The 24246-nt window shown below is 62.1% G+C and carries 22 protein-coding genes; 13 read left to right on the forward strand and 9 right to left on the reverse strand.

The genetic code is table 11. The annotated features are described in order from the left end of the window. Positions 1–20 precede the first annotated feature (20 nt). On the reverse strand, positions 21–935 hold the full coding sequence (locus ACQ4WS_RS15810) for a DMT family transporter (RefSeq protein WP_436477731.1): 915 nt from the start codon (positions 933–935) through the stop codon (positions 21–23). Positions 936–1036: 101 nt separating this feature from the next. Here ACQ4WS_RS15810 and ACQ4WS_RS15815 point away from each other — a divergent pair, with 101 nt between their 5' ends. From ACQ4WS_RS15815 to ACQ4WS_RS15825, 3 genes are all read left to right on the forward strand, one after another. Continuing rightward, positions 1037–1825 (forward strand): AraC family transcriptional regulator, encoded by a 789-nt coding sequence (locus tag ACQ4WS_RS15815; protein WP_436477733.1) that lies wholly within the window; start codon positions 1037–1039, stop codon positions 1823–1825. A gap of 116 nt (positions 1826–1941) precedes the next feature. Further along, positions 1942–2541: a MarC family protein gene (locus ACQ4WS_RS15820; RefSeq protein ID WP_436477735.1), complete on the forward strand. Its 600-nt coding sequence runs from the start codon at positions 1942–1944 to the stop codon at positions 2539–2541. Positions 2542–2571: 30 nt separating this feature from the next. Beyond that, positions 2572–3117 (forward strand): DinB family protein, encoded by a 546-nt coding sequence (locus tag ACQ4WS_RS15825; protein ID WP_436477737.1) that lies wholly within the window; start codon positions 2572–2574, stop codon positions 3115–3117. 32 nt (positions 3118–3149) lie between these two features. Here the strand turns inward: ACQ4WS_RS15825 and ACQ4WS_RS15830 are convergent, their stop codons facing one another. Further along, on the reverse strand, positions 3150–3341 hold the full coding sequence (locus tag ACQ4WS_RS15830; RefSeq protein WP_436477739.1) for a hypothetical protein: 192 nt from the start codon (positions 3339–3341) through the stop codon (positions 3150–3152). Positions 3342–3585: 244 nt separating this feature from the next. Between ACQ4WS_RS15830 and ACQ4WS_RS15835 the strand changes: the two genes are divergently transcribed. Beyond that, entirely contained in the window at positions 3586–5298 is a 1713-nt protein-coding gene (locus tag ACQ4WS_RS15835; protein WP_436477741.1) for a methyl-accepting chemotaxis protein, read from the forward strand. A 174-nt stretch (positions 5299–5472) separates the two neighbouring features. Then, entirely contained in the window at positions 5473–8811 is a 3339-nt protein-coding gene (locus ACQ4WS_RS15840) for a DEAD/DEAH box helicase (protein WP_436477743.1), read from the forward strand. Positions 8812–8918: 107 nt separating this feature from the next. Here the strand turns inward: ACQ4WS_RS15840 and ACQ4WS_RS15845 are convergent, their stop codons facing one another. Both ACQ4WS_RS15845 and ACQ4WS_RS15850 read right to left on the reverse strand, forming a co-directional pair. Continuing rightward, positions 8919–10337: a heavy metal sensor histidine kinase gene (locus tag ACQ4WS_RS15845; protein WP_436477745.1), complete on the reverse strand. Its 1419-nt coding sequence runs from the start codon at positions 10335–10337 to the stop codon at positions 8919–8921. Then, a complete protein-coding gene (locus ACQ4WS_RS15850; protein ID WP_436477747.1) occupies positions 10334–11044 on the reverse strand; it encodes a heavy metal response regulator transcription factor in 711 nt (236 codons plus the stop codon). Before ACQ4WS_RS15850 ends, ACQ4WS_RS15845 begins: the two co-directional genes overlap by 4 nt. Before the next feature lie 137 nt (positions 11045–11181). On the opposite strand from ACQ4WS_RS15850, the gene ACQ4WS_RS15855 reads away from it, so the two are divergent. Beyond that, a complete protein-coding gene (locus ACQ4WS_RS15855) occupies positions 11182–11676 on the forward strand; it encodes a GlcG/HbpS family heme-binding protein (RefSeq protein ID WP_436477749.1) in 495 nt (164 codons plus the stop codon). An 11-nt stretch (positions 11677–11687) separates the two neighbouring features. After that, complete coding sequence (gene uraH / locus ACQ4WS_RS15860) at positions 11688–12098, forward strand: hydroxyisourate hydrolase (protein WP_436477751.1); 411 nt, start codon at positions 11688–11690, stop codon at positions 12096–12098. Between the two features lie 7 nt (positions 12099–12105). Here uraH and ACQ4WS_RS15865 read toward each other — a convergent pair whose 3' ends face one another. After that, on the reverse strand, positions 12106–12804 hold the full coding sequence (locus tag ACQ4WS_RS15865; protein WP_436477753.1) for a glutathione binding-like protein: 699 nt from the start codon (positions 12802–12804) through the stop codon (positions 12106–12108). 179 nt (positions 12805–12983) lie between these two features. Here ACQ4WS_RS15865 and ACQ4WS_RS15870 point away from each other — a divergent pair, with 179 nt between their 5' ends. After that, positions 12984–13409 carry a YdgH/BhsA/McbA family protein gene (locus tag ACQ4WS_RS15870; protein WP_436477755.1) on the forward strand — a complete coding sequence of 142 codons (426 nt, stop codon included), beginning with the start codon at positions 12984–12986 and terminating at the stop codon, positions 13407–13409. Positions 13410–13413: 4 nt separating this feature from the next. Here the strand turns inward: ACQ4WS_RS15870 and ACQ4WS_RS15875 are convergent, their stop codons facing one another. Further along, positions 13414–15060 carry a methyl-accepting chemotaxis protein gene (locus tag ACQ4WS_RS15875; protein ID WP_436477757.1) on the reverse strand — a complete coding sequence of 549 codons (1647 nt, stop codon included), beginning with the start codon at positions 15058–15060 and terminating at the stop codon, positions 13414–13416. Positions 15061–15370: 310 nt separating this feature from the next. On the opposite strand from ACQ4WS_RS15875, the gene ACQ4WS_RS15880 reads away from it, so the two are divergent. Continuing rightward, entirely contained in the window at positions 15371–15736 is a 366-nt protein-coding gene (locus tag ACQ4WS_RS15880; RefSeq protein WP_219312119.1) for a hypothetical protein, read from the forward strand. Here the strand turns inward: ACQ4WS_RS15880 and ACQ4WS_RS15885 are convergent. Beyond that, positions 15730–16167, reverse strand: coding sequence for a hypothetical protein (locus ACQ4WS_RS15885; RefSeq protein ID WP_436477759.1), 438 nt, complete (start codon positions 16165–16167; stop codon positions 15730–15732). The two genes, ACQ4WS_RS15880 and ACQ4WS_RS15885, sit on opposite strands and share 7 nt — an antisense overlap. 191 nt (positions 16168–16358) lie before the next feature. Here ACQ4WS_RS15885 and ACQ4WS_RS15890 point away from each other — a divergent pair, with 191 nt between their 5' ends. Next, positions 16359–17177, forward strand: a complete 819-nt coding sequence (locus ACQ4WS_RS15890; protein ID WP_436477815.1) for an AraC family transcriptional regulator — start codon at positions 16359–16361, stop codon at positions 17175–17177. 45 nt (positions 17178–17222) lie between these two features. Here ACQ4WS_RS15890 and folE read toward each other — a convergent pair whose 3' ends face one another. Continuing rightward, positions 17223–17789, reverse strand: a complete 567-nt coding sequence (folE, locus tag ACQ4WS_RS15895; RefSeq protein WP_436477761.1) for a GTP cyclohydrolase I FolE — start codon at positions 17787–17789, stop codon at positions 17223–17225. A gap of 74 nt (positions 17790–17863) precedes the next feature. Beyond that, positions 17864–18703: an NAD(+) diphosphatase gene (gene nudC, locus ACQ4WS_RS15900; protein ID WP_436477763.1), complete on the reverse strand. Its 840-nt coding sequence runs from the start codon at positions 18701–18703 to the stop codon at positions 17864–17866. Between the two features lie 291 nt (positions 18704–18994). Between nudC and ACQ4WS_RS15905 the strand changes: the two genes are divergently transcribed. The 3 genes from ACQ4WS_RS15905 (at position 18995) to ACQ4WS_RS15915 (ending at position 24119) form a co-directional block, all read left to right on the forward strand. Then, entirely contained in the window at positions 18995–21325 is a 2331-nt protein-coding gene (locus ACQ4WS_RS15905) for a catecholate siderophore receptor Fiu (RefSeq protein ID WP_436477765.1), read from the forward strand. 382 nt (positions 21326–21707) lie between these two features. Further along, entirely contained in the window at positions 21708–23021 is a 1314-nt protein-coding gene (locus ACQ4WS_RS15910; RefSeq protein ID WP_436477767.1) for a dicarboxylate/amino acid:cation symporter, read from the forward strand. 108 nt (positions 23022–23129) lie between these two features. Beyond that, positions 23130–24119 carry a porin gene (locus ACQ4WS_RS15915; RefSeq protein WP_436477769.1) on the forward strand — a complete coding sequence of 330 codons (990 nt, stop codon included), beginning with the start codon at positions 23130–23132 and terminating at the stop codon, positions 24117–24119. Positions 24120–24246 lie beyond the last annotated feature (127 nt).

The following is a 24246-nucleotide window of genomic DNA, read 5'->3' on the forward strand; positions in this document are numbered from 1 at the left end:
CCGCCATTATGCATGGCCGTTCAGGCAAGACCGGACACGCCAGGACGCTGGCGCCACAGGGGCCGCTGCACCGTCTGCGCCAGCAGCACGCCCAGCAGCGAAATGCCGCCGCCGATCAGGTGATAAATATGCATGCTTTCGTGCAGCCAGACGATGGCCAGCAAGGCCGTCAGCAAGGGCAGCAGGTTGACGTAAATGCTGCAGCGGTTCGGCCCCAGCAGTTTCACGCCTTCGATCCACAGGTAGGACAGCACGATGGACGAGCCGATGCCCGCATAGCCGATCAGGGGCAAGGTGGTGGCGTCCAGCCGGGCGCTGCCGGGTGGCAGCAGCAGGAACAGCGGCAGCATGCACACCAGGGCTGCCAGCGCCTGGCAATAAATGGCTTGCCAGGCGGGAATGGATAAACGCCAGCGGCGCAGCAGCACGCCGTACAAAGCGAAGATCAGGCAGGCCAGCAGCATCAGCGCATCGCCCGCATGCACGCCTTGATGCAGCAAGGCCAGCACGTCGCCGCGCCCCACCAGGTACAGCAAGCCTCCAAACGACAGCACGCCGCCGGCCGCCATGCCGACCGTCAATCGTTCGCCCAGCAGCAACACGCTGAGCAGGGCCGTCATCAATGGCGCCAGCGCCGTGACGATGGCCATATTCGTCGCCGTCGTCGATTCGGCGGCGCGGTAGGACAAGCTCTGGAACAGCGCCATCGACATCACGCCGCACAGCGCCAGCTGCCACCACTGGCGGCGGATGGCGGCGCGGTTGCGCCACAGGGGACGGGCGATAAACGGCGTCATCACCAGCAAGACCAGCACCAGGCGGTAAAAGGTGATGGCCGTGGGGGCGATGCTGGACGCGGCCAGTTTCGAGACGACGACGTTACCGGCCCACAGCAACATGGCCAGGAAGGGATACAGATAGGCGCGCACAGGCATGCGAGGCTCCATAAAACATTGCGGGTATTCATCTTGCCGCAGGCGCGCCGCGCCTTCTCGCGCTAATATGTCTGTACCTATCGCAAAACTGACCCACTTTCATGGATTGCACCTCCCCCGCCTTTCAGGAATTGCTGCCCGTCACGGCGCGCGCCATGGCGCTGGCCGTCGACTATGCGCATGGCCACGTGATTTCCGTGCACCGCCACACGCATGCACAATTGCTGTACGCCATCGAGGGCGTGATGACCATCGAGGCCCAAGGCGGGCGCTGGGTGGTGCCGCCCACGCGCGGCGTGTGGCTGCAACCCGGCATTGCGCATCAGGTGCGCATGAGTGGCGCCGTGAAAATGCGCACCGTCTTCATCGACTGTGCCAGCTCACCGCTGCTGCCGCGCCACAGCTGCGTGCTCGATATCAGCCCCCTGCTGCGGCAACTGATCGTGGCGGCCGTCGACATCGCGCCTGATTTCACGGAAGGCAGCCGCGACTGGCATCTGCTGCAATTGCTGTTGCACGAGCTCGACAGCCTGCCTGTGCTGCCCCTGTATCTGCCACTACCTTCTGACGCGCGCCTGCGCGGCATCTGTGCGCGGCTGATGGCGCAACCGGGCGAACAGCAGACGGTGGCCCACTGGGCGCAGGAACTGGCGATTACCGAGCGCAGCCTGCACCGCTTGTTCCAGAAACAGACGGGCATGCGCTTTGGCCAGTGGCGCCAGCAGGCGCGCTTGCTGCGGGCGCTGGAACAATTGGCGCACGGCAGCAAGGTTATCGACGTGGCCATGGAGAATGGCTACACCAGCCAAAGTGCGTTTACGGCCATGTTCAGGAAACATTTCGGCACCACGCCCACCGCGTTTTACCAGGCACAAGTCATCGCGGCATAAAAAAAATGCTGCTATGCATCAATAATCATGGGCGATAGCCGCCGCTCTTGTTATCATCGCAAGCCTTATCGCAGCGCGCCCATCCTGGCAGCGGTGTTGACCTCAATCACATCACCATGACACAGAATTTCTTCCAGACTTTTATCCTGCTCTTGCTCGTCACCGATCCGTTCGGCAACGTTTCCCTGTTCGTCAATGCCCTGAAACGGGTGCCCATCGAGCGGCGCTGGAAAGTCGTGGTGCGCGAATGCATGATCGCCTTCGGCATCTTGCTGCTGTTTATGTTCTTCGGCCGCCATTTCCTGAACGCCTTGCAATTGTCGGAAGTGGCCCTGCGCATCGGCGGCGGCGTGATCCTGTTCCTGATCGCCATGCGCATGGTGTTTCCGCAGCCCAACGCGGGCAATAGCGACCACGAGATGGCCGGCGAACCGTTCATCGTGCCGCTGGCCATCCCCGCGCTGGCCGGCCCGTCGGCCCTGGCGACCGTGCTGCTGTTTTCCTCGCATGAAATGAATGAAGTCATCGCCCACGTGGCGGGGCTGACGGCCGTGGCTGTCGTCTGGCTGGCCGTCTTCCTGTGCGCCGAACGCTTGCAGCGGGCTCTCGGTCCAAGAGTCATGACGGCGTTCGAGCGCCTGATGGGCTTGATCCTGACGGCGATGGCCATTGAAATGTTGCTCGCTGGCATACGCGCGTTCCTGAAGTCCGTTTAAACTCATTATTCATCCACTGGAGGAGTCCCCATGCGCCGTTGCGCCCACCTTTGCCTGATGGCCGATTACAACCAGTGGATGAATGCCAAAGTCTACGCGGCGGCGGCCAGCCTGCCGCCCGGCGAGCTGCAGCGCGAGCGGGGCGCCTTTTTCGGCTCCCTGCTGGCCACCCTGAACCACGTGATGGTGGGCGACACCCTGTGGCTGCAGCGCTATGCAAAGCACCCGGCCGGCTTTCCCCTGCTCGACCCCATCCGCGCCATCACGCCACCCGCTTCGCTCACGCACCCGCTGTTCGCGGCCGAGGATTTTGCCGCCATGCACGCGCACCGGCTGTGGCTGGACCAGCTCATCGTCGACTGGACCGCCTCCATCACGGAAGCCGACCTCGACCATTTGCTCGACTACCGCAACAGCAAGGGGCCGAACCGGCGCGAGTTTTTCAGCCTGCTCATGCATTTCTTCAATCACCAGACGCATCACCGGGGCCAGGCCAGCACCCTGCTGTCGCAAGCGGGCGTGGATATCGGCGACACGGATTTACTGTTTCGCATCCCCAACCATATTGCCGACTGAGTACGGGCGGTACAACCACGCCTTGAGCAAGATCAAGGCCAGCGCCCCCTGCATGCCATCGCGCCCACCGTCACGCCCAGGTTGATGGCGGCGATGTACACGCCGATGGCGAACGCGGGCGCCTCGCGCGCTTCGCTGCTGCACCACACTTGCGTGACGATCAGTCCGCTCGTATGCGCAGCACCCCAGAAGAGGGCTACGACGCCGACACTGCGCGCCTTCATCGATTTCCTGGCCACCCATGTATTTCCGGAACACTGAGCCCGCATCCAGCGCCGCGCTCGTTGTTTCCACACGACAACTTATTTAATTTGCCAACATTTTTAAAACTTTTCACGGACTTGATACAAGTTTTTGTATTGCAGTGTGGAATTTTGAGGAACAATTACAGCCTGGTTGCTGCTACGTATAAACCCGTAGACCTGGCCTGTCGACGTTTTCCCTCACTTCCGCAATACGAAAGCAATCATGTCACTCACACAATTCAAAATCGGCACCCGGCTCGGGATCGGGTTTGCTGTCGTCCTCGGCCTGCTGGTAGCCGTCTTGCTCGTCGGCCTGTATTCCATGGGGCAATTGAGCGCGCGCACGCACGACATCGTGGCCGACAAGAACGTCAAGATGGCGGCCGCCAATACCATGAGCGACAACGTGCGCAACATTACCCTGGCGATCACCAGCGTGGTAGTGGCGCCGACGGAAGCTCTGGTGCAGGCGGAACTGGCAAAGATCGGCGAAGCGCGCAAGAAATATGGCGCCGCCAAGGAAACCTTGCAAAAGAAAATCTCGACGGACAAGGAAACGGCGCTGATGGCCGAACTGGACGCGGCCCTGAAATCGGGCGCACCGCTGAACAACAAAGTCATCGAGCTGCGCAATGCGGGCCAGACGGAAGAAGCGATCGCCTTTTTGACGCAGCAGGCGGCACCCGGCCTGAAGCGCGTGCTGGGCGCGCTCGACAGCCTGCTCGCCTATGAAGCGCAGCAGGCGGCGCAGGCGGCGACGGACGCCGAAACGCTGAGCGCCAGCGCGCGCGCCTCCATGCTTGCCCTGGGCAGCGTGGCCGTGCTGCTGGGCGCTTTTGTTGCCTGGATCATCACGCGCTCGATCACCCAGCCCATCAATGCGGCAGTGGCCGTGGCCGAAACCGTGGCGTCCGGCGACTTGTCGTCGCACATCGTCGTCAATTCCAGCGATGAAACGGGCCGCCTGCTGGGCGCCCTGAAAGCCATGAACGACAGTTTATTGGGCGTGGTGGCGCAAGTGCGCCACGGCACGGAGGCGATCTCCACGGCATCGAGTGAAATTGCCGCCGGCAACCTCGACCTGTCGTCACGCACGGAAGAGCAAGCCAGCTCGCTGGAAGAGACGGCATCGGCCATGGAAGAGCTGACGTCCACTGTGAAGCAGAACGCGGACAACGCACGCCAGGCCAACCAGCTGGCGAAAAGCGCGTCGGAAGTGGCCGTGCGCGGTGGCAGCATCGTCTCGCAAGTGGTCGACACCATGGGCACCATCAATGCCTCGTCGAAGAAAATCGTCGACATCATCGGCGTCATCGACGGCATCGCCTTCCAGACCAATATCCTGGCCTTGAACGCGGCCGTGGAAGCGGCGCGCGCGGGCGAACAGGGCCGTGGCTTCGCCGTGGTAGCAACAGAGGTGCGCAACTTGGCGCACCGTTCAGCCTCGGCCGCCAAGGAAATCAAGGAACTCATCGCCGCGTCCGTCGCCAACGTGGACACGGGTTCGCGCCTCGTCAATGAAGCGGGCCAGACCATGGGTGACATCGTCGACAGCATCGTGCGCGTGACCGACATCATGGGCGAAATCACTTCCGCCACGCACGAGCAGACCATCGGCATCGAGCAAATCAATATGGCCATTGCGCAGATGGATGAAGTGACGCAACAAAACGCGGCCCTGGTGGAAGAAGCGGCGGCCGCTTCGCAAAGCATGCAGGAGCAGGCGGGCGAACTGGCGCACGTGGTGGGTTTCTTTAAAACCGGCAACCATGTCGCCAGCGCACCCAAGCTGACGCCTGTGCGGGCAGCACCAGCAGCGGCAGCGGCAAAAATCGCGCCCCCCGCAGCCCGGCCGGCGCCAGCGCGCAAGGCCGTCGCGGCCGCGCCGGCACACCGCAGCAATGCGGCTGCCGAGAGCGAATGGGTAGAGTTTTAAGCAATAGCAACGTCCTCCCCACGGGAAAGCCAGGCAGGAAGTTGCTGCCTGGCTTTTTTTCGTCCGCAATCGCCACTTTTTTTGCAGCAAAGCCCGCGCAATAGGCAAAAGTGCAAAACGTGCACCGCGCATACGCTTTACAATCCTCGCTCGCTTTACAAAATATTGGTCATCATGAATCAGGCAGAACAGCAGCGCCTCCTGGCTATCCTGGAGTATTGGCACAAGATCGAATTCTTTATCCCGTTTGACCTGAATCAAATCACGGACGTTGAAGACCCGTCCACCGTGCGCCTCCTGCAGCGCGAACAGCTGGCGCAATTGCCGCTGCAGTTCGCCACGCAATGGCAAGTACCGTCCGACCGCGAGATCGACGGCTTTTCGCTGTTCCTCGGCGTGTTCGACAAGGCCGAAATCAACAAGCTTTGTCCGCCGGCCAATGGCCCGGAAAACATGGCCGAAGCCGAAAAAACAGAACTGCTGGGACGCTCGTGCTTTGCACGCCTGAACCTCAATGCGCTGGGCGAGCCGCAGTTCGATCCCGTGTCCGTGTCGACCTTGCCGTGGGCGCTGGGCCGCGCCCGCACGCCGGACTGGTCGGGCCTGAGCCTGGACGCCTTCAGCGACAGCCAGCTGGCGCTGCAGGACAGCTTGCGCAACTTTGCCGCTGCCCGCGTACCGCAGCAAGTGACGGATGAGGCCGGCAATGTCTCATCTCCCCTGTCGGGCATGGAAATCGCGGCCCTGGCCGACCTGCTGCGCGACTGGGCCGGCTTCCATCCGTCCGCCGGCCAGCCGCTGGCCGTGCTGGAATTGCGCACCCGCAAGAAACGCGCCGCCGTGGCGGAAGGCGACCTGGCTGAGGCCAGCCAGAACCGCAGCCTGGACTTCGGCGACGCGGTGGAACCATCGATCGATATCCTCAACAGTTTTTACCTGGACGACCTGGAACAGATCATCCGCGCCTTGCGCGGCGGCAAGCTACCCGCGACGGTCGCCGCCTATCTGACGCCGCTGGCACAGGATGAGCGCATCGACCTGTATAGCCCGGCCGGACGCCAGGCGCTGGCCGCCATGCTCAATCCGGGCAATATGAACCGGGGACACTGGCTGGAAGACGCCAGCTACGCCATGAGCCTGATGCAGCAGTTCGCCATCCACGGCGCGCGCACGGGCTTGAGCGAGCGGGGCATCTTTTCCGTCAACGGCCCGCCCGGCACAGGCAAGACGACCTTGTTGCGCGAATTGTTCGCCGACAACATCGTGCGCCGCGCCAGCGTGCTGTCCTGCCTGGACCGCGCCGGCGACGCCTTCATCGGCAAGGTGGCCGTGGCCTTCGAAGGCGTGCGCGACCCGATCACCATCGCGCGCCTGCGTCCGGAATTGACGGGCTTTGAAATGGTCGTCGCTTCGTCGAACAATGCAGCGGTGGAAAACATTTCCGGCGACCTCCCAAAACCCAAGCAGTTGGGCAAGGAATGGGCGCGCACGCGTTACTTTGAAAGCGTGGCGCGCCGGGTCGTGGCCGACGGCAATGGCGCCAACCGCGCCCTGAATGAGACGGAAGCGCCATGGGGCTTGATGTCCTGTGCGCTGGGCAATAGCGCCAACCGCCGCCGCTTCGTCAGCAATTTTTATGACGATGACTGGGATAAAACCACGGTGCGCAAGACGCCAAACGCGCAAAATATCCGCCAGTGGCTGGCCAGCTACCAGGGCGTGAGCTTCGCCCAGGCGGCGCGCGAGTTTCGCGAGACGGAACACGTGGTGGAAAAAACCCTGGCCGAGCACGCCCAGTACGCGGCCCTGTGGCAAGCCGTGGGCACTTGCACGGAAGAAGATTTCATCCAGGCCAGCCAGCAAGCGCTGATTGCTGCCGAGCAAGAGATGGATGCGGCGAATGGCGCTCTGTCCGGCGCGCTGGCGCAGCAAGACACCCTGCTCGCCAGCAAGAAGGAATTGCTGGAAGAAGAACGCCTGGTGGCGCTGACGCAGCCGGGCTTCTTTGCCCGTTTATTCCGCACCGCTCCGGCGCGCGCCTACAAGGAGGCCGTCATCGCCAATGCCGAGGCGCAGCGCCAGGCCGCGCGCGACGTGTCCGCCATCAAGCTGCTGCTGAAGGGCGAACTGGAGCCGCGCTGCGAGCGGGCCCGCAACAGCTTGCACATCGCCCTGCGCACGGCGCAGTCGCGCCAGCGCGAATGGGATGACAGCACGGAACTGCTGCGCCGCGCGCGCATGCGTTTCCCCACCATCATCGCCCCCGCGACCCTGGACGAGCTGGATGGCGACGCGCTGCAGATAGCCGGCCTGTGGCATGAACCGGCGCTGGCGCGCCTGCGCTCGCGCCTGTTCGCCAAAGCCCTGGCCCTGCATGAAGCGTGGCTGGCGGAAGTAGCAAAAAAAGGCGGTCCCGGCTTTGGCGGCAACTTGCTGGCCGTCTCCAAATTGCTGAAAAACAAGCGCGCCTATGACCAGTCGCATATCGCCATGGTCTGGCACAGCCTGTTCATGGTGGTGCCTGTCGTGTCGACCACGTTTGCCTCGTTCGCGCGCCAGTTCCAGGGCATGGGCCCCGAATCGCTGGGCTGGCTGTTCATCGATGAGGCGGGCCAGGCCGTGCCGCAAGCGGCGCTGGGCAGCCTGTGGCGTGCCAAGCGCGCCATCGTCGTGGGCGACCCACTGCAGATCGAACCCGTATTCACAGTGCCGGGCCGCCTGGTGCACACCTTGTCCGCCCTGTCGCCGCACACGCAGGATGGCAGTTATGCGCCAACGTCGGTTTCCGTGCAGACCCTGGCCGACAAGGCCAACCGCTATGGCGCGGTCGTCGGCGCCGGCAGCGCACAGCCGCTGTGGATCGGCAGCCCCTTGCGCGTGCACCGTCGCTGCGTGGAACCGATGTTTTCGCTGGCCAACAACATCGCCTATGAAGACAAGATGGTCTACGGGCTAGCTGAACGCACGCCGCCGGCCGGCGCGCGTGGCCTCACGCGGGGCCCCAGCCGCTGGATCGACGCCGTCGGCCCCGTCAGCTACAAGCAGGTGGTGCCCGTGCAACTCGATTTCGTGCTGGAAGTGCTGCTGAAACTGTACCGCCGCGACGGCAAGCTACCCGACATGTATGTGATCACGCCGTTCAAGGCCGTGCGCAACGAATTGCGCTCGCGCATCATGGACCTGGACTGGGACCGCCGCCTCGGCTACGGCAAGGCGCCGACGGCGCGCGAATTGCGTCAGTGGAGCAGCCAGATGGTGGGCACCGTGCACACCTTCCAGGGCAAGGAACAAAGCGTGGTGATGCTGGTCCTCGGCGCCGACGACAGCACGGCAGGCGCCGCGCAATGGGCGGCCAGTACGCCGAACCTGCTCAACGTGGCACTCACGCGCGCGCAGCATCATGTGTACATCGTCGGCAACCCGCTGCTGTGGGGCCAGTTGCCGCACTTTGCGCCAGCGTGCACGCAATTGCCGCATACGGGCATGCATGAGTTCCTTGTCGAAATGGGCTAAACGGGGAAGGTCAGCGGCGTAGGTCGGATTAGGTCCGCAGGACCGTAATCCGACACCGCCAACGCCAACGCCAACAATATTGTCGGATTACGCGTGGCTTTGCCCCGCTAATCCGACCTACGCTCCTGGAGCGGAAACATCAACGTAAACGTCGTGGCGGCCGCATCCGACGCGACCGTCGCGCTGCCGCCATGCAATTGCATGATGGCCGTGACGATGGCCAAACCCAGGCCGGTAGAGGCCGCCGAATCGCTGCGGGCCGGGTCGGCGCGATAGAAGCGCTCGAACAGGTGCGGCAAGTGGCGCGCGGGGATGGCGGAACCCAGGTTGCTCACGCTCAATTCCACGCCCACGTTTGTCGCATGCGAGCGCAATAAAATCGTGCTGCCCGGCGCCGCATGGCGGATTGCGTTCGACAGCAAGTTGCCCAGCGCGCGGCGCAGCAGTTGCGGTTCGGCCGTCACATTGCCGCTGCCGTGGCAGGCCAGCGCCAGCTCGCGCTCTTCGGCCAGGCCTTCAAAAAAATCGGCCAGGCGCAAGAATTCGTCCTGCACGGGCAAGGATTGCTTAATCAGAATCATCTCATCCTGCTGCGCCCGCGCCAGGAACAGCATGCTGTCGATCATGCGCGACAGCCGTTCCAGCTCTTCCACATTCGACGACACCAGCTGTTCATATTCGTGCGCGCTGCGCGGACGGGCCAGCATGACCTGGCTTTGCCCCAGCAGATTGGTGACGGGCGTGCGGAATTCATGCGCCAGGTCGGCGGAAAACTGCGACAGCCGCGCATAGCCTTCCTGCAGCCGTGCCAGCATGGCATTCAAGGCCTGGATCAGGGGCAGCAGTTCGCTCGGCGCACCGCGCGCCTCCAGTTGCTGGCCCAGTTTGCCCGGCCGCACCAGGGCCGCATGGGCGGCGATATTGCGCAGCGGCCGCAGTCCCCGCAGCAGCATCACGCTCGACAGCAGCGCCGCCACCAGCGCGCTGACGGCGACGGACACGACGATCTGCCAGCGGTAAGCCGCAAACATGGCCGTGCGGTCACCGTAGACCCTGGCGACGGCAATATCGGCCATCTGCGCCGGCTCGCCGATGCGCGCGCTGGCCGCCACCACCCTGGCCGGGTAGCCGTCGCGGCTGGTCCAGCTGACGATGGCGCTGTCCGTGACGGGTGCATCGACGGCCACGGGAACAGCATGCGCCACCGTCTCGCCATGCGGATTGACATCGATCAAACGCGTGCCATCGGCGCGCACGATGCGCACCAGGGAATTTTCTTGCCCGCTCATGGTGTCGCGGAAATACTGGGGCCGTTCGCGGATGATGTCCAGGGTGCCCGCATTACCCAGCAACTGCTGGATCTGGCGCAATTTGCCCAGCAACAAAATATCGTCGCGGCGCTCGATTTCCGCCACGAACGAGCGGTACAGATGCATGCCCAGCCCGGCCGACACGAGCGCCACGATCAGCACGAAGACGAGCGTGACGCGCAGGGTCAGCGAGCGGCGTAGTTGCGCCAGTTTCACGCGGCGCCGCCGTTGTCAGGCACCGTGGGCGCGCGCAATTCACAGACATAGCCCATGCCGCGCAAGGTGTGGATCAGCTTGGGTTCGAACGGGTCGTCGAGCTTGCTGCGCAGGCGGCGGATGGCCGCGTCGATGACGTTGGTGTCGCTCTCGAAATTGATGTCCCACACTTGCGAAGCGATGATGGAGCGCGACAAGACCTCGCCCTGGCGCCGCGCCAATAAATGCAGCAAGCCGAATTCCTTCGCCGTCAGGATGATGCGCCGGCCTTGCCGGCTGACCTTGCGTTTCATCACGTCGATTTCCATGTCGCCGATGCGGATGACGTCGTCTTCGCGCGGCGGCCCGCGCCGCAGCAAAGTGCGGATGCGCGCCACCAGTTCGGCAAAGGCGAACGGTTTCACCAGATAATCGTCGGCGCCCAGTTCCAGCCCTTTCACGCGGTCCTGCACCTCGTCGCGCGCCGTGAGGAAAATCACGGGCACATCCGCACCGCCCTCTTGCAGGCGCAGCGCGCGCAAGACTTGCCAGCCATCCATGATGGGCAGCATGACGTCGAGCACGATGAGATCGGGCGCTTGTGTACTGGCCATGTGCAGGCCGTCGCGGCCATTGCGCGCCAGACTCACCGTGAAGCCAGACTCGGCAAGGCCGCGCAGCAAATAGTCGCCCGTCTTCGGTTCGTCTTCGATGACCAGGATGCGCATGGCAGCTTTCTTGAGGAAATATCGGTCATTTTACGCCGCACGCAAGCCACTGGGGATGATAAAAATGTCATGCGGCGATCATCTTCTTGTAGGGCAACACTGGCCATACTGGCGTCACTTGATACCCTGGACACCACATGAAAACCCTTCTTTTCGGCAGTACCCTGCTGTGCCTGCTGGCCAGTCCCGTCCACGCCCAGTTGCGCAACGTCAATGATTTGTCGCTGGCAGCGGCCAACACCCTGGCCAACGCGGCCATGGCCGCTTGCCAGGCGCAAGGGCGGCATATCGTCGTCACTGTGCTCGACCGTGGCGGAAATATTGTCGCCGTGCAGCGCGCCGATGGCGTCGGTCCCCACAACACGGATGCCAGCCGGCGCAAGGCGTATACGGCCCTGTCCACCAAAAGCGATACCTATGCCCTGGCCATGGCCGCGAACGCCAATCCCGATATGCGCAACCTGAGCACCGTGCCGGAGCTGTTGCTGCTCGGTGGCGGCCTGCCGTTGATGGCCAAGGGACAAGTGGTCGGCGCCATCGGCGTGGCTGGCGGCGGTGGCGCCCTGCCAGACCGCGCCTGTGCCCGGGCTGCCCTGGCCGCCATCCCTGAACTCGATTCCCCCACACTTTGAAAGAAACGACGATGACCTACCTGAAAAAAACCGCTGCCGCCCTGGCCTTCGCCAGCCTGTCCAGCATGGCCCTGGCCGCCGCCAATCCCTTGAGCGTGCACATCCTCGACTTGCAGAGCGGCCAGCCGACGGCCGGCGTGACGGTGACGCTGGAGCAAAAGAAAGGTGAAGGCTGGCAACAGTTGGCCAGCGCCGTGACGAATGCGCAGGGGCGCATCACGGCCATGTATCCGGAGCAGATGCCCATGCAGGCAGGCGACTACCGCATCGTGTTTAAAACAGGCGAGCACTATGCGCGCCTGAAACAGGAAACATTCTTCCCGGAAATCCCCGTGCAATTCCACGTGGAAAAGACTGACCAGCACTATCACATTCCCTTGCTGCTCAGCCCTTTCGGTTTTTCCACGTATCGGGGTAATTGACCGTTGCTCAGGCTACCGTCTTCGCCGTCTGGCCGAACAGCACGCTTTTCGCGTCGCCGCTGACGGTAGGCTGCACATTGATTTCGGCCGCGCGGGCATACGCGCGCACGGTGGCGGGACGGGCGGCAATGGCAGCGAACCAGCGCGCCAGGTGCGGGAAATCTTCCAGCGTCTGGCGCTGGCGTGCGTGCGGCACGATCCACGGGTAGATCGCCATGTCGGCGATGGAATACGTGTCGCCGGCAACGAATGCACGCTCGGCCAGGCGCTTGTTCAGCACGCCATACAGGCGGTTCGTTTCATTCACGTAGCGCGTGATGGCGTAGTCGATGGGTTCGGGCGCGTATTGCACGAAATGGTGGTTTTGCCCCGCCATCGGGCCAAGGCCGCCCATTTGCCAGAACAGCCACTGCATGACTTCGGCGCGGCCGCGCACATCATCCGGCAGGAATTGCCCGCTTTTCTCGGCCAGGTATTGCAAAATCGCGCCCGACTCGAACAGGGACAAGGGTGCGCCGCCATCTTCCGGCGCCTGGTCGACGATGGCGGGGATGCGGTTATTCGGCGCGATGGCGAGAAATTCGGGCTTGAACTGCTCGCCCTTGCCGATATGCACGGGAATGATGTTGTAGGGGATGCCCGCTTCTTCCAGGAACATCGTCACTTTGTGCCCGTTGGGCGTGGTCCAGTAATACAGGTCGATCATCGTGCTCTTTCCAGGTAGATGAGTAGGGCAGGCGGCCTCCGCATCACTATTGTCGCGCCGCAACTGATATGCATGGATATAATGCCACGTAAGCGGAAAACAAGACGGCGCGCAAGATAAGGCTGGCGCCCTCAAGCAGGCATCCCGACATTCCAGAGCACCAACCAAGAAAGCCGACCATGCGCAAACTCCTGATCGTCATGCTGTCCGTCCTGCTGTCAGGCTGTGTCCAGGACTTCGCCATCTATATGTTCGATGGGCAAGACCATTCCCTGACCGTGCGCCGCCAGCAAGCTTATTTTTGGCAAGATACGGTGGAAGTGCAGCTGATGGCGAGCAATCTGCCGCAATGCCAGCGCCTGCATACCCTGTCGACGGATGCGCCAGCCGACATCACCGTCGAGCTGTTTGCGGCCGGCGATGGCGTGTGGAATATCCGCATGGGCAAGCAGCTGTGGCAGGCGGAAACAAATACCTGCAATGCGCTGACGGAAATGGAAAACGACCCGAAAGCCGACCTGGGCCAGCCGGTCGGGCAATTCGTGGTCGTCGATGACAAGCTGGAATTCGAACCGGCGCCGCAGGCAGCGGCGCCAGCCCAATAAAATCCTAGCGCGCCGCCAGGCTGCGCAGCGGTTTTTTCGCCACGGCGCGTGGCGCGCCAGCAGAACTTGCCGCCATGCGCGGCGACGTCCCCGGTTCCTGCGCCGACAGTTTGAAGCGTGCCACCAGTTGCGCCAGCACGGCCGCCTGGTCCTGCATGCTCGACGCTGCCGCCGCCGCCTCTTCCACCAGTGCCGCATTTTGCTGCGTCACGCTATCCATTTCCGTGATCGCCTGGTTGACGTGGCCGATACCCGTGCTTTGCTCGTGCGAGGCGGCCGTGATGTCGGCCATGATGTCGGTCACGCGCGAGACGGAAGCCACCACCTGATCCATGGTCGTGCCCGCCTGTGCGACGAGCGTGCTGCCGGCCGCGATACTGTCGACGGAGGCGCCGATGAGTTCCTTGATTTCCTTCGCTGCGCCAGCGGATCGCTGGGCCAGATTGCGCACCTCACTGGCCACCACGGCAAAGCCGCGTCCCTGTTCACCGGCACGCGCCGCTTCCACGGCGGCGTTCAAGGCCAGGATATTCGTCTGGAAGGCGATGCCGTCGATGACGCCGATGATGTCGACGATCTTGCGCGACGAGGCGTTGATGGTGTCCATGGTGCCGATCACTTGCGCCACCACGGCGCCGCCCTGGCGGGCCACGGCGGAAGCGGACTGCGCCAGTTCATTCGCCTGCACGGCATTGCCCGCGTTTTGTGTAACGGTCGAGGTCAATTCCTCCATCGAGGCCGCCGTTTCTTCCAGCGAACTGGCTTGCATTTCGGTGCGTGCCGACAAGTCCATATTGCCGCTGGCAATCTCGCTCGATGCCGTGGCAATCGTCTCGGCGCTGTGGCGGATTTCGCTGATCGCATCGACCAGGTTGGCCTGCATGGTTTTCATCGCATACAGCACGCTATGGCGGTCGTTGGCATGCGTGCGCACGGCGCCGCTCAGATCGTTATTCGCGATCTGAGCGGCCACGTCGGCCGCATACTCGGGATCGCCGCCCAGCGCATGGCGCAGGCTGCGGTTGATCGCCACGACGACGGCCGCCAGCAGGCCGCACACCAGCACCAGCACGCCCAGCGAGGTCAGCAGTGACTGGCGGAAGGCCGCGTCGATATCGTCCATGTACACACCTACCACGATAGTCCAGCTCCATGGCTTGTAAGCCACCACGCGGCTCATCTTCGGCTCGGGGTTTTTCTGGCCGGGACGGGGGAAATAATAGTGGACGAAACCTTTGCCCGCATCGCTCTTGCCGACGGCAACGATGTCGCGGTACAGATAGGTGCCGTTGGCATCCTTGAAATCCGACATGTTTTTGCCGTTGGTTTGCGGCGCGGCGGGATTCATCACGACGACAGCATCGAGGTTGATGATGGACAAATACCCGGTCTCGCCGAAACGCATGCTCTTGATGACGGCCGTGGCCTGCTTCTGCGCCTCTTCCTGCGTCAAGGCGCCGCTGGCGGCCAGGTCGCCGAACATCTTGACGGCGCCCAGGCCGAGGTCGGCGGCATTGCTCAGGTCGGCGCTGCGCTCTTCGATGCGGATCTTGCGCACTTCCAGGGCGTTATAGACAAAAATAACGGTGATGCATAACAGGCTGCAAATCAGCGGGATCCATAACTTTTGCTGGAACGTCAATTTCTTCATGCTGTGTCTCCAACTATCTATATGCGCTAATGGGGCGTGGCCCGCTTCCAGCTCGGCTGGCCAGAATGCGGCGGCGACGGTGCTCTGGCGGCACCGTTCAGACGTCTCCAGCATACGCTCGAACGAGCGATATTTACAATGCCGGTAGGCAATGTTTTTTGCCCGGTGTTGTTAATGCGTTGCGACAATTGAGGAGAATTGATGTTGCATTGCAGTAAAAAAGCATGCAGATAGGCAGTGGCAAGGCAGGCGGGGGTGGCGTGCCTGTGTCAAAATGCACGCCAGATCGATTGAATCACGAAAGCACAGCATGACCAAGAATGAAGCCATGAAACGCATCAATGACCGCCTGGGCAAACCCACCCTGACGGACAAGAACACGCATTTTTCCAGCGTCGCCAGTTATGGCACGGACGAAGGCTGGTGGCTGAAGATTCCCTTCCTGACGTTCAAGCAGGAATTGCACTTCATCCTCAACAATGAGAAAACGAAAAGCTTCCAGCACCTGAAAATCGGCGCCAACCAGATTCTCAGCCCCGGCATGAAGTTCCGCAGCACGGGCGGCGCGGCCGACGCCTTCATGTCGGCCTCGGCGCCGAAACGCCTGGTCGACTTGCTCGACGGCGGTAGCAAATACAACTTCACCAAGCACTTCGTCAACGACTACCGCTACTGATGCATAGCCGTGCTGCCATCGCCTGGCGGCAGTCGCGGCGGCAGCCAGGCCCTGAGCAAATGCTGCGCGATGTCGAGCGCGTCGTCGCGGCTGGTGCCGAAATGCAGGGGATAACCCCAGAACTGGCCGAACATGACAGCAAAAGCCTTGCCGGCCAGGCGCTTGGCCGCGCTCGGTTCGACCAGTACCATGCCCTGGATATACGCGCGCAAGGCGGCCTTGTTCCGCTTCATCCACAGCACGGCGCGCTTGCGCTCTTCCTGCGGATGCTCATGTCCGTCCTCGTCCAGGCCTTCTTCGCTGAGAATGACAAACGCCTGCTGGCGCGCCAGCAGTGCCTCGAACTGGGCGAACAGGGCATCGTCGGGGCTGCTGTCGGCGCTGTCGCGGCGCATCCAGACGAGGGGGAAATCGGTGATATCGAGTTGCATGGGAGACTCCTTCGGGGGTTGCCGTTCCTCCTGGCCTTCATCAGTACACTGGCGGCGGCGGTTGCCGTTGAAGCGGGGCTGCGGATGCCCATACGATAGCGTTGGCGGCATCGCGCGTCATTGCATAAAATGGCCACAATATTATTCAATCCAGCCAAAGTCTTCCCATGCCCCATCCCCTCTTGCCCAACATGCTGACGGCCCGCCTGGGTCTGGATGATGAGGCCTCCATTCTCGATTTTGACGTTGATGGCGTGCTGCGTCCCTTGCTGGCCGTGGGCCTGACCAGCGTGCCCGAGGATGCCGAGCAGGTGCCGCACCAGCACCGCAAGGGGCAGTTGCTGTATGCCACGCGTGGCGTGATTCATTGCGAAGTGGAAAGCGGCGTGTGGATCGTGCCGCCCCAGTGCGCCGTGTGGATACCGGGCGGTCTGATGCACGCCGCACAGGGCGTGGGCGAGGCGGAATGTTATTGCCTGTTTGTCGAGCCGGCCATGGCGCCGGCTTTGCCGGCCGTCTGCTGCACCGTGAGCGTCTCGCCCCTGCTGCGCGAACTGATCGCCAAGGCAGCCAGCTTTCCCACCCTGACCGCGCTGCATGGCGCGCAGGAGCGCCTGGTGCTCACCCTGCTCGATGAACTGGCGGCCGCCCCCGTGGAAGACTTGCATCTGCCGATGCCGCGCGATGCGCGCCTGCGCCGCCTGGCTGCCCTGCTGCTGGCGCAGCCAGCCGATAAAAACACCCTGGCCGAATGGGCCAGCCGCATCGGCATGAGCGAGCGCAGCATGACGCGGCTATCATTGGAGGAAATGGGCATGAGCGTGGGCCGCTGGCGCCGGCAATTGCACGTTATCGTGGCCCTGCAGCGCCTGGCGGTGGGGCACAGCGTGAAAGCGGTGGCGCTGGAACTGGGCTATGAAAATACCAGTGGTTTTGTCACCATGTTCCGCAAGGCCGTGGGCAAGCCACCGGCGCGCTACCTGGCGGAACGGGAATCCGGAAGAACATGAAAAAAGGCGGCATATGCCGCCTTCGTCATGCATCGTCGCCGAAAATCAGCTTTCGCGCGCCAGCGCCAGAAACTCTGTGCGCAACGCCAGGTTCGGCTGCATCTCGCCCAGCATGGCCGAGGTGATGGTTTCTTCGCCCGGCGTACGGATGCCACGGCTTTCCATGCACAGGTGGCGGCAGCGTACGACCACGCCCACCGATTTCGGTTCCAGCACTTCCATCAGGGCATTGGCGATCTGCATCGTCATGCGTTCCTGCACTTGCAAGCGCTTGGAGAAGCAATCGACGAGGCGCGTCAGTTTCGACAGGCCGACGATCTTGCCGTTGGGCACGTAGCCGATGGTAGCCTTGCCGAAGAACGGCGCCAGATGGTGTTCGCAATGGCTGTAGACGGGGATGCCGCGCACGACGATCAACTCGTTGTACTGTTCTGCGCCATCTTCAAAGGCTTTCAGCAAATCCACCGGATTCTGGCCATAGCCCGACGTCCAGTGCTTCCACGCCTTGGCCACGCGCGCCGGCGTTTCCAGCAAGCCGGGACGCTGCGGATCTTCACCAAAGCTGCTGATCAGCCGGCGCCAGTCGTTTTCGGAGAATTCTTCTTGAGACATGCTAAACCACCCTAAAATTTTCAATTGCCGCCAGTATATAGAAAATGCGGCAAGCTGCCCGGGCAGTCCCCGCTTTACGACACTGCCGGCGGACGGTGGGCGCCGACCAGCAGCGCCGAAATCGACACGCTCGAACTCGCTTCCGGCCACGCATCGCCGGGGCCGAACCAGCGCGCCTCGGCGATCTCGTTCTCGTCGAGGCGGATTTCGCCATCGAGGTAATCGGCCGTAAACGCGATCATCAGCGAATGGGGAAACGGCCAGGACTGGCTCATGAAGTACTGCAAGTTATGCACGCGCAAGCCCACCTCTTCCATCACTTCGCGGTGCACGGCTTCCTCGATCGATTCGCCCGCTTCCAGGAAACCGGCAAGCGGACTGAAGCGCTGCGATGGCGAGTGCTTGTGCATCGCCAGCAGCACCTGCTCGCCCTTGCGGATGAGTACCATCATGGCGGGCGAAATGCGCGGATATGCGAGCATGCCGCAGGCGGCGCAGCTGAAGCAGCGTTCGCCCCGCGTGCGCTGCATGGGCGTGGCGCACACGCCGCAATGGCGGTGCGTGCGCGCCCACTCGGCCAGTTGCACGGCGCGGCTGGCCAGGCCCAGGAAGGCATCGTCGACGGCATTAAAGAGCGAGCGCATGCCGTGCCAGGCCAGGGGGCTATCGGCGGGCAGCAGCTCGTCCTCCGCCCAGACGGTCTGGCAATAACGGCCCTGCCACAGGCCCACGGGCTGGGCCCGGCTCAGATCGATATCGAGCGCCGCCGCCTCGGCGGCAGTGGGCAGGGTCAGCTCGGGCATACGCAACAATAAACGCCCGCGATGAAAGACAAACGTCAGCGTTTGCTCGGCCGCGGGGGCCGGTTCGGGCGCATCGATCAGGGGGACAAAGGCATCGGGAGTCTGCAACATACTGGGCGGAAGTAGTAAAGGTTGCTCATCATACTCCCGCTGCCAGGCACCTGCGCGCATAGCAGCGGCTGGGCCGCAAAGCAAGCATTCATGGGCCATGACAGTGTTTTTTTTGCGGTAGGCCGAATCCGTTGCGTAAACGATACTGATAACGATTCTCATTTACGAAATAGCGCCCATTAATTACAATACCGCCTCCCGTCTCCATCGCCAGCCACTTGCCCGCGTGCCCAAGCACAGCGGTGCAGAGCCAGCCAGGAACCACTACCCTGACCTTATCGAGAGAGCAAGATGGCAATCAAGAGCCGCAAACACGCCCCAACCCGTTTCAACCAGCACATCGGTGCCGCCCTGGCCGTGATGCTGCTGCCCGTCGCCGCCCAGGCGGCCGACCCGGCCGGCCAAAGCGCCCCGGCATCGCAGCAAATGCTGAACGAAGTCAAGGTCGTGGGTTCCAAGGAAAACGACTTCAAGGCGGAAAAAGCCTCGTCGCCGAAATACACGGAAGAACTGGTCAATACGCCGCAAACCATCGTCGTGATCAAGAAGGAATTGATCGAGCAGCAAGGTGCGCTGACCCTGACGGACGCGCTGCGCAACACGCCTGGCGTCGGTACTTTCTTCCTCGGTGAGAACGGCAACACGAACACGGGCGACGCCGTCTACATGCGTGGTTTCGATTCGTCCGGCAGCATCTATGTCGATGGCGTGCGCGACGTGGGCTCCATCTCGCGCGACGTCTTCAACATCGAACAGATCGATGTGCTGAAGGGCCCGGCGGGCACGGACAGCGGCCGCGGTTCGCCGACCGGCTCGATCAATCTGGTCAGCAAGACGGCGACCATGGAAAACAAATTCAATTCCCTGCTGACGGCCGGCAGTGGCAAGCAGAAACGCGCCACGGCCGACTGGAACCGCATCCTCGACAGCGATACCGGCACGGCAATGCGCCTGAATCTGATGACGCAAGACAGCGGCAACGCGGCGCGCGATGAAGTCACCAACAAACGCTGGGCTTTCGCGCCCACCGTCACCTTCGGTATCGGCAAACCAACGCGCGTCACGGCCAGCTACCTGCACGTAGATCAAAACAACGTACCCGACGGCCTCGTGCCGACCATCGGCTTGCCAGGCTACTCGACGCCGGACGTCGCCGCGAAGGACAAACCGGCCGTACGCACCTTCCTGAACAGCGCAGCGCGGGTCGATCCAAAGAATTTCTACGGTTCCACTGCGGACTACGACAAGATCAAGGCCGACATGGGCACCTTGCGCATCGACCATGATTTCTTGCCCAACGTGCAAATCCAGAACACCACGCGCTACGGCAAGACCAAGCAGGACTACCTGCTGACGGCCTTCATGGGCAACACCGCCAACCTGCAGACGCCGAACGCCAACGATCCGTCGAGCTGGACCCTGGCGCGCTCGCTGCCCACCGTGAAGGACCAGGAAAACACGATTTTGACCAACCAGACCGTGGTCAGCGCACAATTCGACACGGGCGTGCTGAAGCACTCCGTGGTGGCCGGCGCCGAGTTCACCAGCGAAAAGCAGACCAACTACGGCTATGTCGCCGCCAGCCTGGGTACCTTGCCGGCAGCGAACTTGTACAATCCGAACCCGCGTGACACCGTCACCGGCCGCAATCCCGTGCGCAGCGGCGCCTTCACCCAAGGTGAAGTCAACACGCAAAGCCTGTATCTCTTCGACACCGTCAAGTTCGGCGACAAGTGGATCTTCAACGGCGGCGTGCGCTTGGACCATTTCAACTCCACGTATGACGCCGTCACCCTGCAAACGGCTGTGGCGCAGGGCCAGGTGCAAAAACTGCCCGTCGGTACGCCGATTCCGGTGCATATCACCTTGAACGACACCTTTGCCAACGGCAAGATCTCGGCCATGTACAAGCCGACGACGGACAGCAGCGTGTATGCCTTGCTGGCCACGTCGAAAGCGCCGCCAGGCACCAATTTTGTGCTGAGCACCGGCGCCAGCAGCGCACAAAATCCGAACTATGACCCGCAGGAAACCATCACCAAGGAAATCGGCACCAAGTGGGACTTTCTGAAACAAAAACTGTCGTTGTCAGCCGCCGTCTACCAGACCACCGTGAAAAATGAAGTGGAGCAAGATCCTGTCGATCTGCAGTACTACCAGACCGGCAAGAAGCGCGTGGAAGGCATCGAAATCGGGGTGGTGGGTGAAGTCATGCCTAACTGGCTGGTCAGCGCCGGCTACACGCGCATGAATACCAAGGTCGAGTCGGGCAAGGGCGTCACGGCCAGCGGCGACAGAAGCCTCACCTACACGCCGAAACAGGCGTTCACCAGCTGGACCTCGTACACCCTGCCGTTTGGCCTGAAGATCGGCGGCGGCGCGCGTTACGTGGGTGAAATGCTGCGCGGTATCGATGGCGCCGTCGGCACGCCGGCACGCGTGGATGCCTACTGGGTCTTCGACGCCATGGCAACCTATACCGTCAACAAAAACCTCGATCTGCAGTTGAACGCCTACAACCTGGCCGACAAGACCTACGTGGCAGCCATCAACAAGTCCGGCTTCCGCTATACCCCAGGCCAGCCCCGTTCGTTCAGCCTGACGGCGAATATCAAGTTCTAAAATCGAGAACATGCTTTGCGTCACATCAAGCCCCTCTTCGGAGGGGCTTTTTTATTGTCCTGATAATCTTGCTTTTTTAGCGTAGCGCCACCCTGCCGCGACTAGCGTATGAAAAGTCATACAGCGATGCGCTTGCGCGTCCAATATTTCGCGCAAGCGTGCCAAGTTGCGACATCCTGACAACAAAAAAGCGACGTTAAATCAACAACTTAAGAAGTTATATAGCAAATTCCAATTTCAGGCATATCCTTTGCTATGTACAGGTTTTGCTGCAAATAATCGCTGGCACGCAAGGGCTTGTTTTTGAGAAATATTGACTCCAAGCTTGAGTTGCTCGCTATCAATAATCCGCTCACAGCGGCGTTTCACCGGAGGAGTCAAAATGAAAAAGAAACGGCCATTAACCCTGTACATCCTGATTGCCATGATCCTCGGCATTGCCGTCGGCTATGGATGCAACACCGCCTTCCCTGATGCCAAGCTCAGCGCTCAGATCGCTGGCAATATTTCCATCGTCACCGACGTCTTCCTGCGCCTGATCAAGATGATCATTGCGCTGCTGGTGTTCTCCACCCTGACGGTCGGTATCGCCCACATGGGCGACGGCAAGACGGCGGGCCGCATCGGCCTGAAAGCCATGTGCTGGTTCGTGGTTGCCTCGCTGGTCTCGCTGGCGCTGGGCATGGTGCTGTCGAACCTGATGCAGCTGGGAACCAACCTCGGTTTGCCATTGCCAGACGTACACGCTTCGACGAATTTGAAAACGGCTGCCTTCACCTTGAAAGATTTCTTCACGCACCTGGTGCCGAAATCGCCGATCGAGGCCATGGCCAACAATGAAATCCTGCAAGTGCTGGTGTTCTCGATCTTCTTCGGCGGCGCACTGGCCGGCCTGGGCGAATCGGGCAAGACCCTGACGGCCGTCGTCGACCAGCTGGCGCAAGTCATGCTGCGCATCACCGGCACCATCATGAACCTGGCCCCGCTGGCCGTATTCGCTGCCATGGCCTCTGTCATCACCACCCACGGCCTGGGCGTGCTCGTCACGTTTGCCAAGTTCATGGGCGGCTTCTACGTAGGCCTGCTGTGCCTGTGGGCCCTGCTGATCGGCGCCGGCTTCCTCGTCATCGGCCCGCGCATCTTCAAACTGGTCGGCCTGATCCGCGAACCGTTCCTGCTGGCATTCTCGACGGCCAGCTCGGAAGCAGCCTATCCAAAACTGCTGACGGCGCTCGACCAGTTCGGCGTGGACCGCAAGATTTCCAGCTTTGTGTTGCCAATGGGCTACTCCTTCAATCTCGATGGCTCGATGATGTACTGCACCTTTGCCGTGCTGTTCATCGCCCAAGCCTATGGTATCGACCTGTCGCTCGGCACGCAGATCACCATGCTGCTGCTGCTGATGCTGACCTCGAAGGGCATGGCCGGCGTACCGCGCGCCTCGCTGGTGGTGATTGCCGCTACCCTGAACCAGTTCAATATTCCGGAAGCGGGCTTGCTGTTGCTGATGGGCGTCGACCAATTCCTCGACATGGGCCGTTCGGCTACCAACGCGGTCGGCAATGCCGTCGCCACGGCCGTCGTCGCCAAATGGGAAGGTGGCCTGGCCACCGAGGAAGAAGCAGCCGCGGCCAACGCGGCCAGCCAGAACACGGAAAGCCATTGGGGCGAAGCTGACCACGCTAGCAAAGCCTGATAGCGCCATGGCCCGCCACAAGCGGGCCATTTATTTGTTGTCGATGTTGAGTAACAAGCAGTCAGGTAGTGCGATCAGTAGTCATTCCAACCTATTAGAGAGATTTTCATGAAAAAAGTCCTGTTTACCCTGCTGGCCCTTGGCGCAGCTTCCGGCGGCGCATTGGCTCAATCCAGTGTGACCATGTATGGCGTGGCTGACGCCGGCCTGGTGTTCGACAAGGATGCGTCTGGAGACCGCCTGAACCGCGTCGCTTCCGGCGTTGCCTCGGGCTCGCGCATCGGCTTCAAGGGCAAGGAAGACCTGGGTGGTGGCCTGGCCGCCACCTTCGTGCTGGAAAGCGGTTTCAATATCGACACCGGTACCTCGGGCCAGGGCGGCCGCTTGTTTGGCCGCCAGGCGTACGTCGGCCTGACCGGCAGCGCCGGCGCCCTCACCCTGGGCCGCCAATATTCGCCGTACTACCTGGCCCTGCGCGACGTGGCCGATCCGTTTGTCATCGGCCTGGCCGGCACGGCGTCGAACATCATGGCGACGAATTACCGCGTCGATAACATGGTGCAATACAGCACGCCGACCTGGAGCAAGCTGTCGGCCGAGCTGGCGTATGGCTTTGGCGAAGTAGCCGGCGACAATGCGAAAAACCGCAGCATGGGCGGCGCCGTGCATTACATCGACGGCCCGCTGAACGTGACCCTGACGCACCACCGCATGGAAGATTTGCAGGCGAAGCAAACGCGCAACACCCTGCTGGCCACGCGCTATGACTTTGGCGTGCTGCAAGGCAACTTCGGCTATGCCGACAACCGCGCCCGGGACAACAGCAAGAGCAATGACATCCTGGTTGGCTTCAGCGCCCCGTTCGGCGCCACCAAGCTGGTCGCGTCGTACATCCGCCACAACGACAAGAGCAGCGCAAACCGTGATGCCCAGCAGTGGGCCATCGGCGCGTTCTACGCCCTGTCCAAGCGCAGCGACCTGTACACCGGTTACGGCCACATCAGCAACAAGAACGGCGCCACCTTCGTCGTCGGCAATGCCACCGACGATGGCACCGGCACCAGCGGTTTCAACTTAGGTATGCGCCACACTTTCTGAGGACGTCGGCCAAAATCTACTGCGCGGCGCGCTTTGCGGCCGGCGATGCTCACCGGCTCGGCGCCCCCGTACTCAAGTACGGTTGCGCTTCTCGGCCACAAATCACTGCCGCTCGCTACGATTTTGT

The sequence above is a fragment of the Janthinobacterium leeuwenhoeki genome, from assembly GCF_051380795.1.
Classification (GTDB): domain Bacteria; phylum Pseudomonadota; class Gammaproteobacteria; order Burkholderiales; family Burkholderiaceae_D; genus Janthinobacterium.

What these genes read in the sequence shown, in the direction of transcription:
- ACQ4WS_RS15840 (WP_436477743.1), top strand. Translation starts at nt 5,473, where the DNA reads ATGAATCAGGCAGAACAGCAGCGCCTCCTGGCTATCCTGGAGTATTGG.
- ACQ4WS_RS15885 (WP_436477759.1), bottom strand. Translation starts at nt 16,167, where the DNA reads ATGCAACTCGATATCACCGATTTCCCCCTCGTCTGGATGCGCCGCGAC.
- ACQ4WS_RS15880 (WP_219312119.1), top strand. Translation starts at nt 15,371, where the DNA reads ATGACCAAGAATGAAGCCATGAAACGCATCAATGACCGCCTGGGCAAA.
- ACQ4WS_RS15830 (WP_436477739.1), bottom strand. Translation starts at nt 3,341, where the DNA reads ATGAAGGCGCGCAGTGTCGGCGTCGTAGCCCTCTTCTGGGGTGCTGCG.
- ACQ4WS_RS15915 (WP_436477769.1), top strand. Translation starts at nt 23,130, where the DNA reads ATGAAAAAAGTCCTGTTTACCCTGCTGGCCCTTGGCGCAGCTTCCGGC.
- ACQ4WS_RS15905 (WP_436477765.1), top strand. Translation starts at nt 18,995, where the DNA reads ATGGCAATCAAGAGCCGCAAACACGCCCCAACCCGTTTCAACCAGCAC.
- ACQ4WS_RS15820 (WP_436477735.1), top strand. Translation starts at nt 1,942, where the DNA reads ATGACACAGAATTTCTTCCAGACTTTTATCCTGCTCTTGCTCGTCACC.
- ACQ4WS_RS15875 (WP_436477757.1), bottom strand. Translation starts at nt 15,060, where the DNA reads ATGAAGAAATTGACGTTCCAGCAAAAGTTATGGATCCCGCTGATTTGC.
- ACQ4WS_RS15835 (WP_436477741.1), top strand. Translation starts at nt 3,586, where the DNA reads ATGTCACTCACACAATTCAAAATCGGCACCCGGCTCGGGATCGGGTTT.
- uraH (WP_436477751.1), top strand. Translation starts at nt 11,688, where the DNA reads ATGACCTACCTGAAAAAAACCGCTGCCGCCCTGGCCTTCGCCAGCCTG.
- ACQ4WS_RS15870 (WP_436477755.1), top strand. Translation starts at nt 12,984, where the DNA reads ATGCGCAAACTCCTGATCGTCATGCTGTCCGTCCTGCTGTCAGGCTGT.
- ACQ4WS_RS15825 (WP_436477737.1), top strand. Translation starts at nt 2,572, where the DNA reads ATGCGCCGTTGCGCCCACCTTTGCCTGATGGCCGATTACAACCAGTGG.
- ACQ4WS_RS15910 (WP_436477767.1), top strand. Translation starts at nt 21,708, where the DNA reads ATGAAAAAGAAACGGCCATTAACCCTGTACATCCTGATTGCCATGATC.
- folE (WP_436477761.1), bottom strand. Translation starts at nt 17,789, where the DNA reads ATGTCTCAAGAAGAATTCTCCGAAAACGACTGGCGCCGGCTGATCAGC.
- ACQ4WS_RS15850 (WP_436477747.1), bottom strand. Translation starts at nt 11,044, where the DNA reads ATGCGCATCCTGGTCATCGAAGACGAACCGAAGACGGGCGACTATTTG.
- ACQ4WS_RS15810 (WP_436477731.1), bottom strand. Translation starts at nt 935, where the DNA reads ATGCCTGTGCGCGCCTATCTGTATCCCTTCCTGGCCATGTTGCTGTGG.
- ACQ4WS_RS15855 (WP_436477749.1), top strand. Translation starts at nt 11,182, where the DNA reads ATGAAAACCCTTCTTTTCGGCAGTACCCTGCTGTGCCTGCTGGCCAGT.
- nudC (WP_436477763.1), bottom strand. Translation starts at nt 18,703, where the DNA reads ATGTTGCAGACTCCCGATGCCTTTGTCCCCCTGATCGATGCGCCCGAA.
- ACQ4WS_RS15865 (WP_436477753.1), bottom strand. Translation starts at nt 12,804, where the DNA reads ATGATCGACCTGTATTACTGGACCACGCCCAACGGGCACAAAGTGACG.
- ACQ4WS_RS15890 (WP_436477815.1), top strand. Translation starts at nt 16,359, where the DNA reads ATGCTGACGGCCCGCCTGGGTCTGGATGATGAGGCCTCCATTCTCGAT.
- ACQ4WS_RS15815 (WP_436477733.1), top strand. Translation starts at nt 1,037, where the DNA reads ATGGATTGCACCTCCCCCGCCTTTCAGGAATTGCTGCCCGTCACGGCG.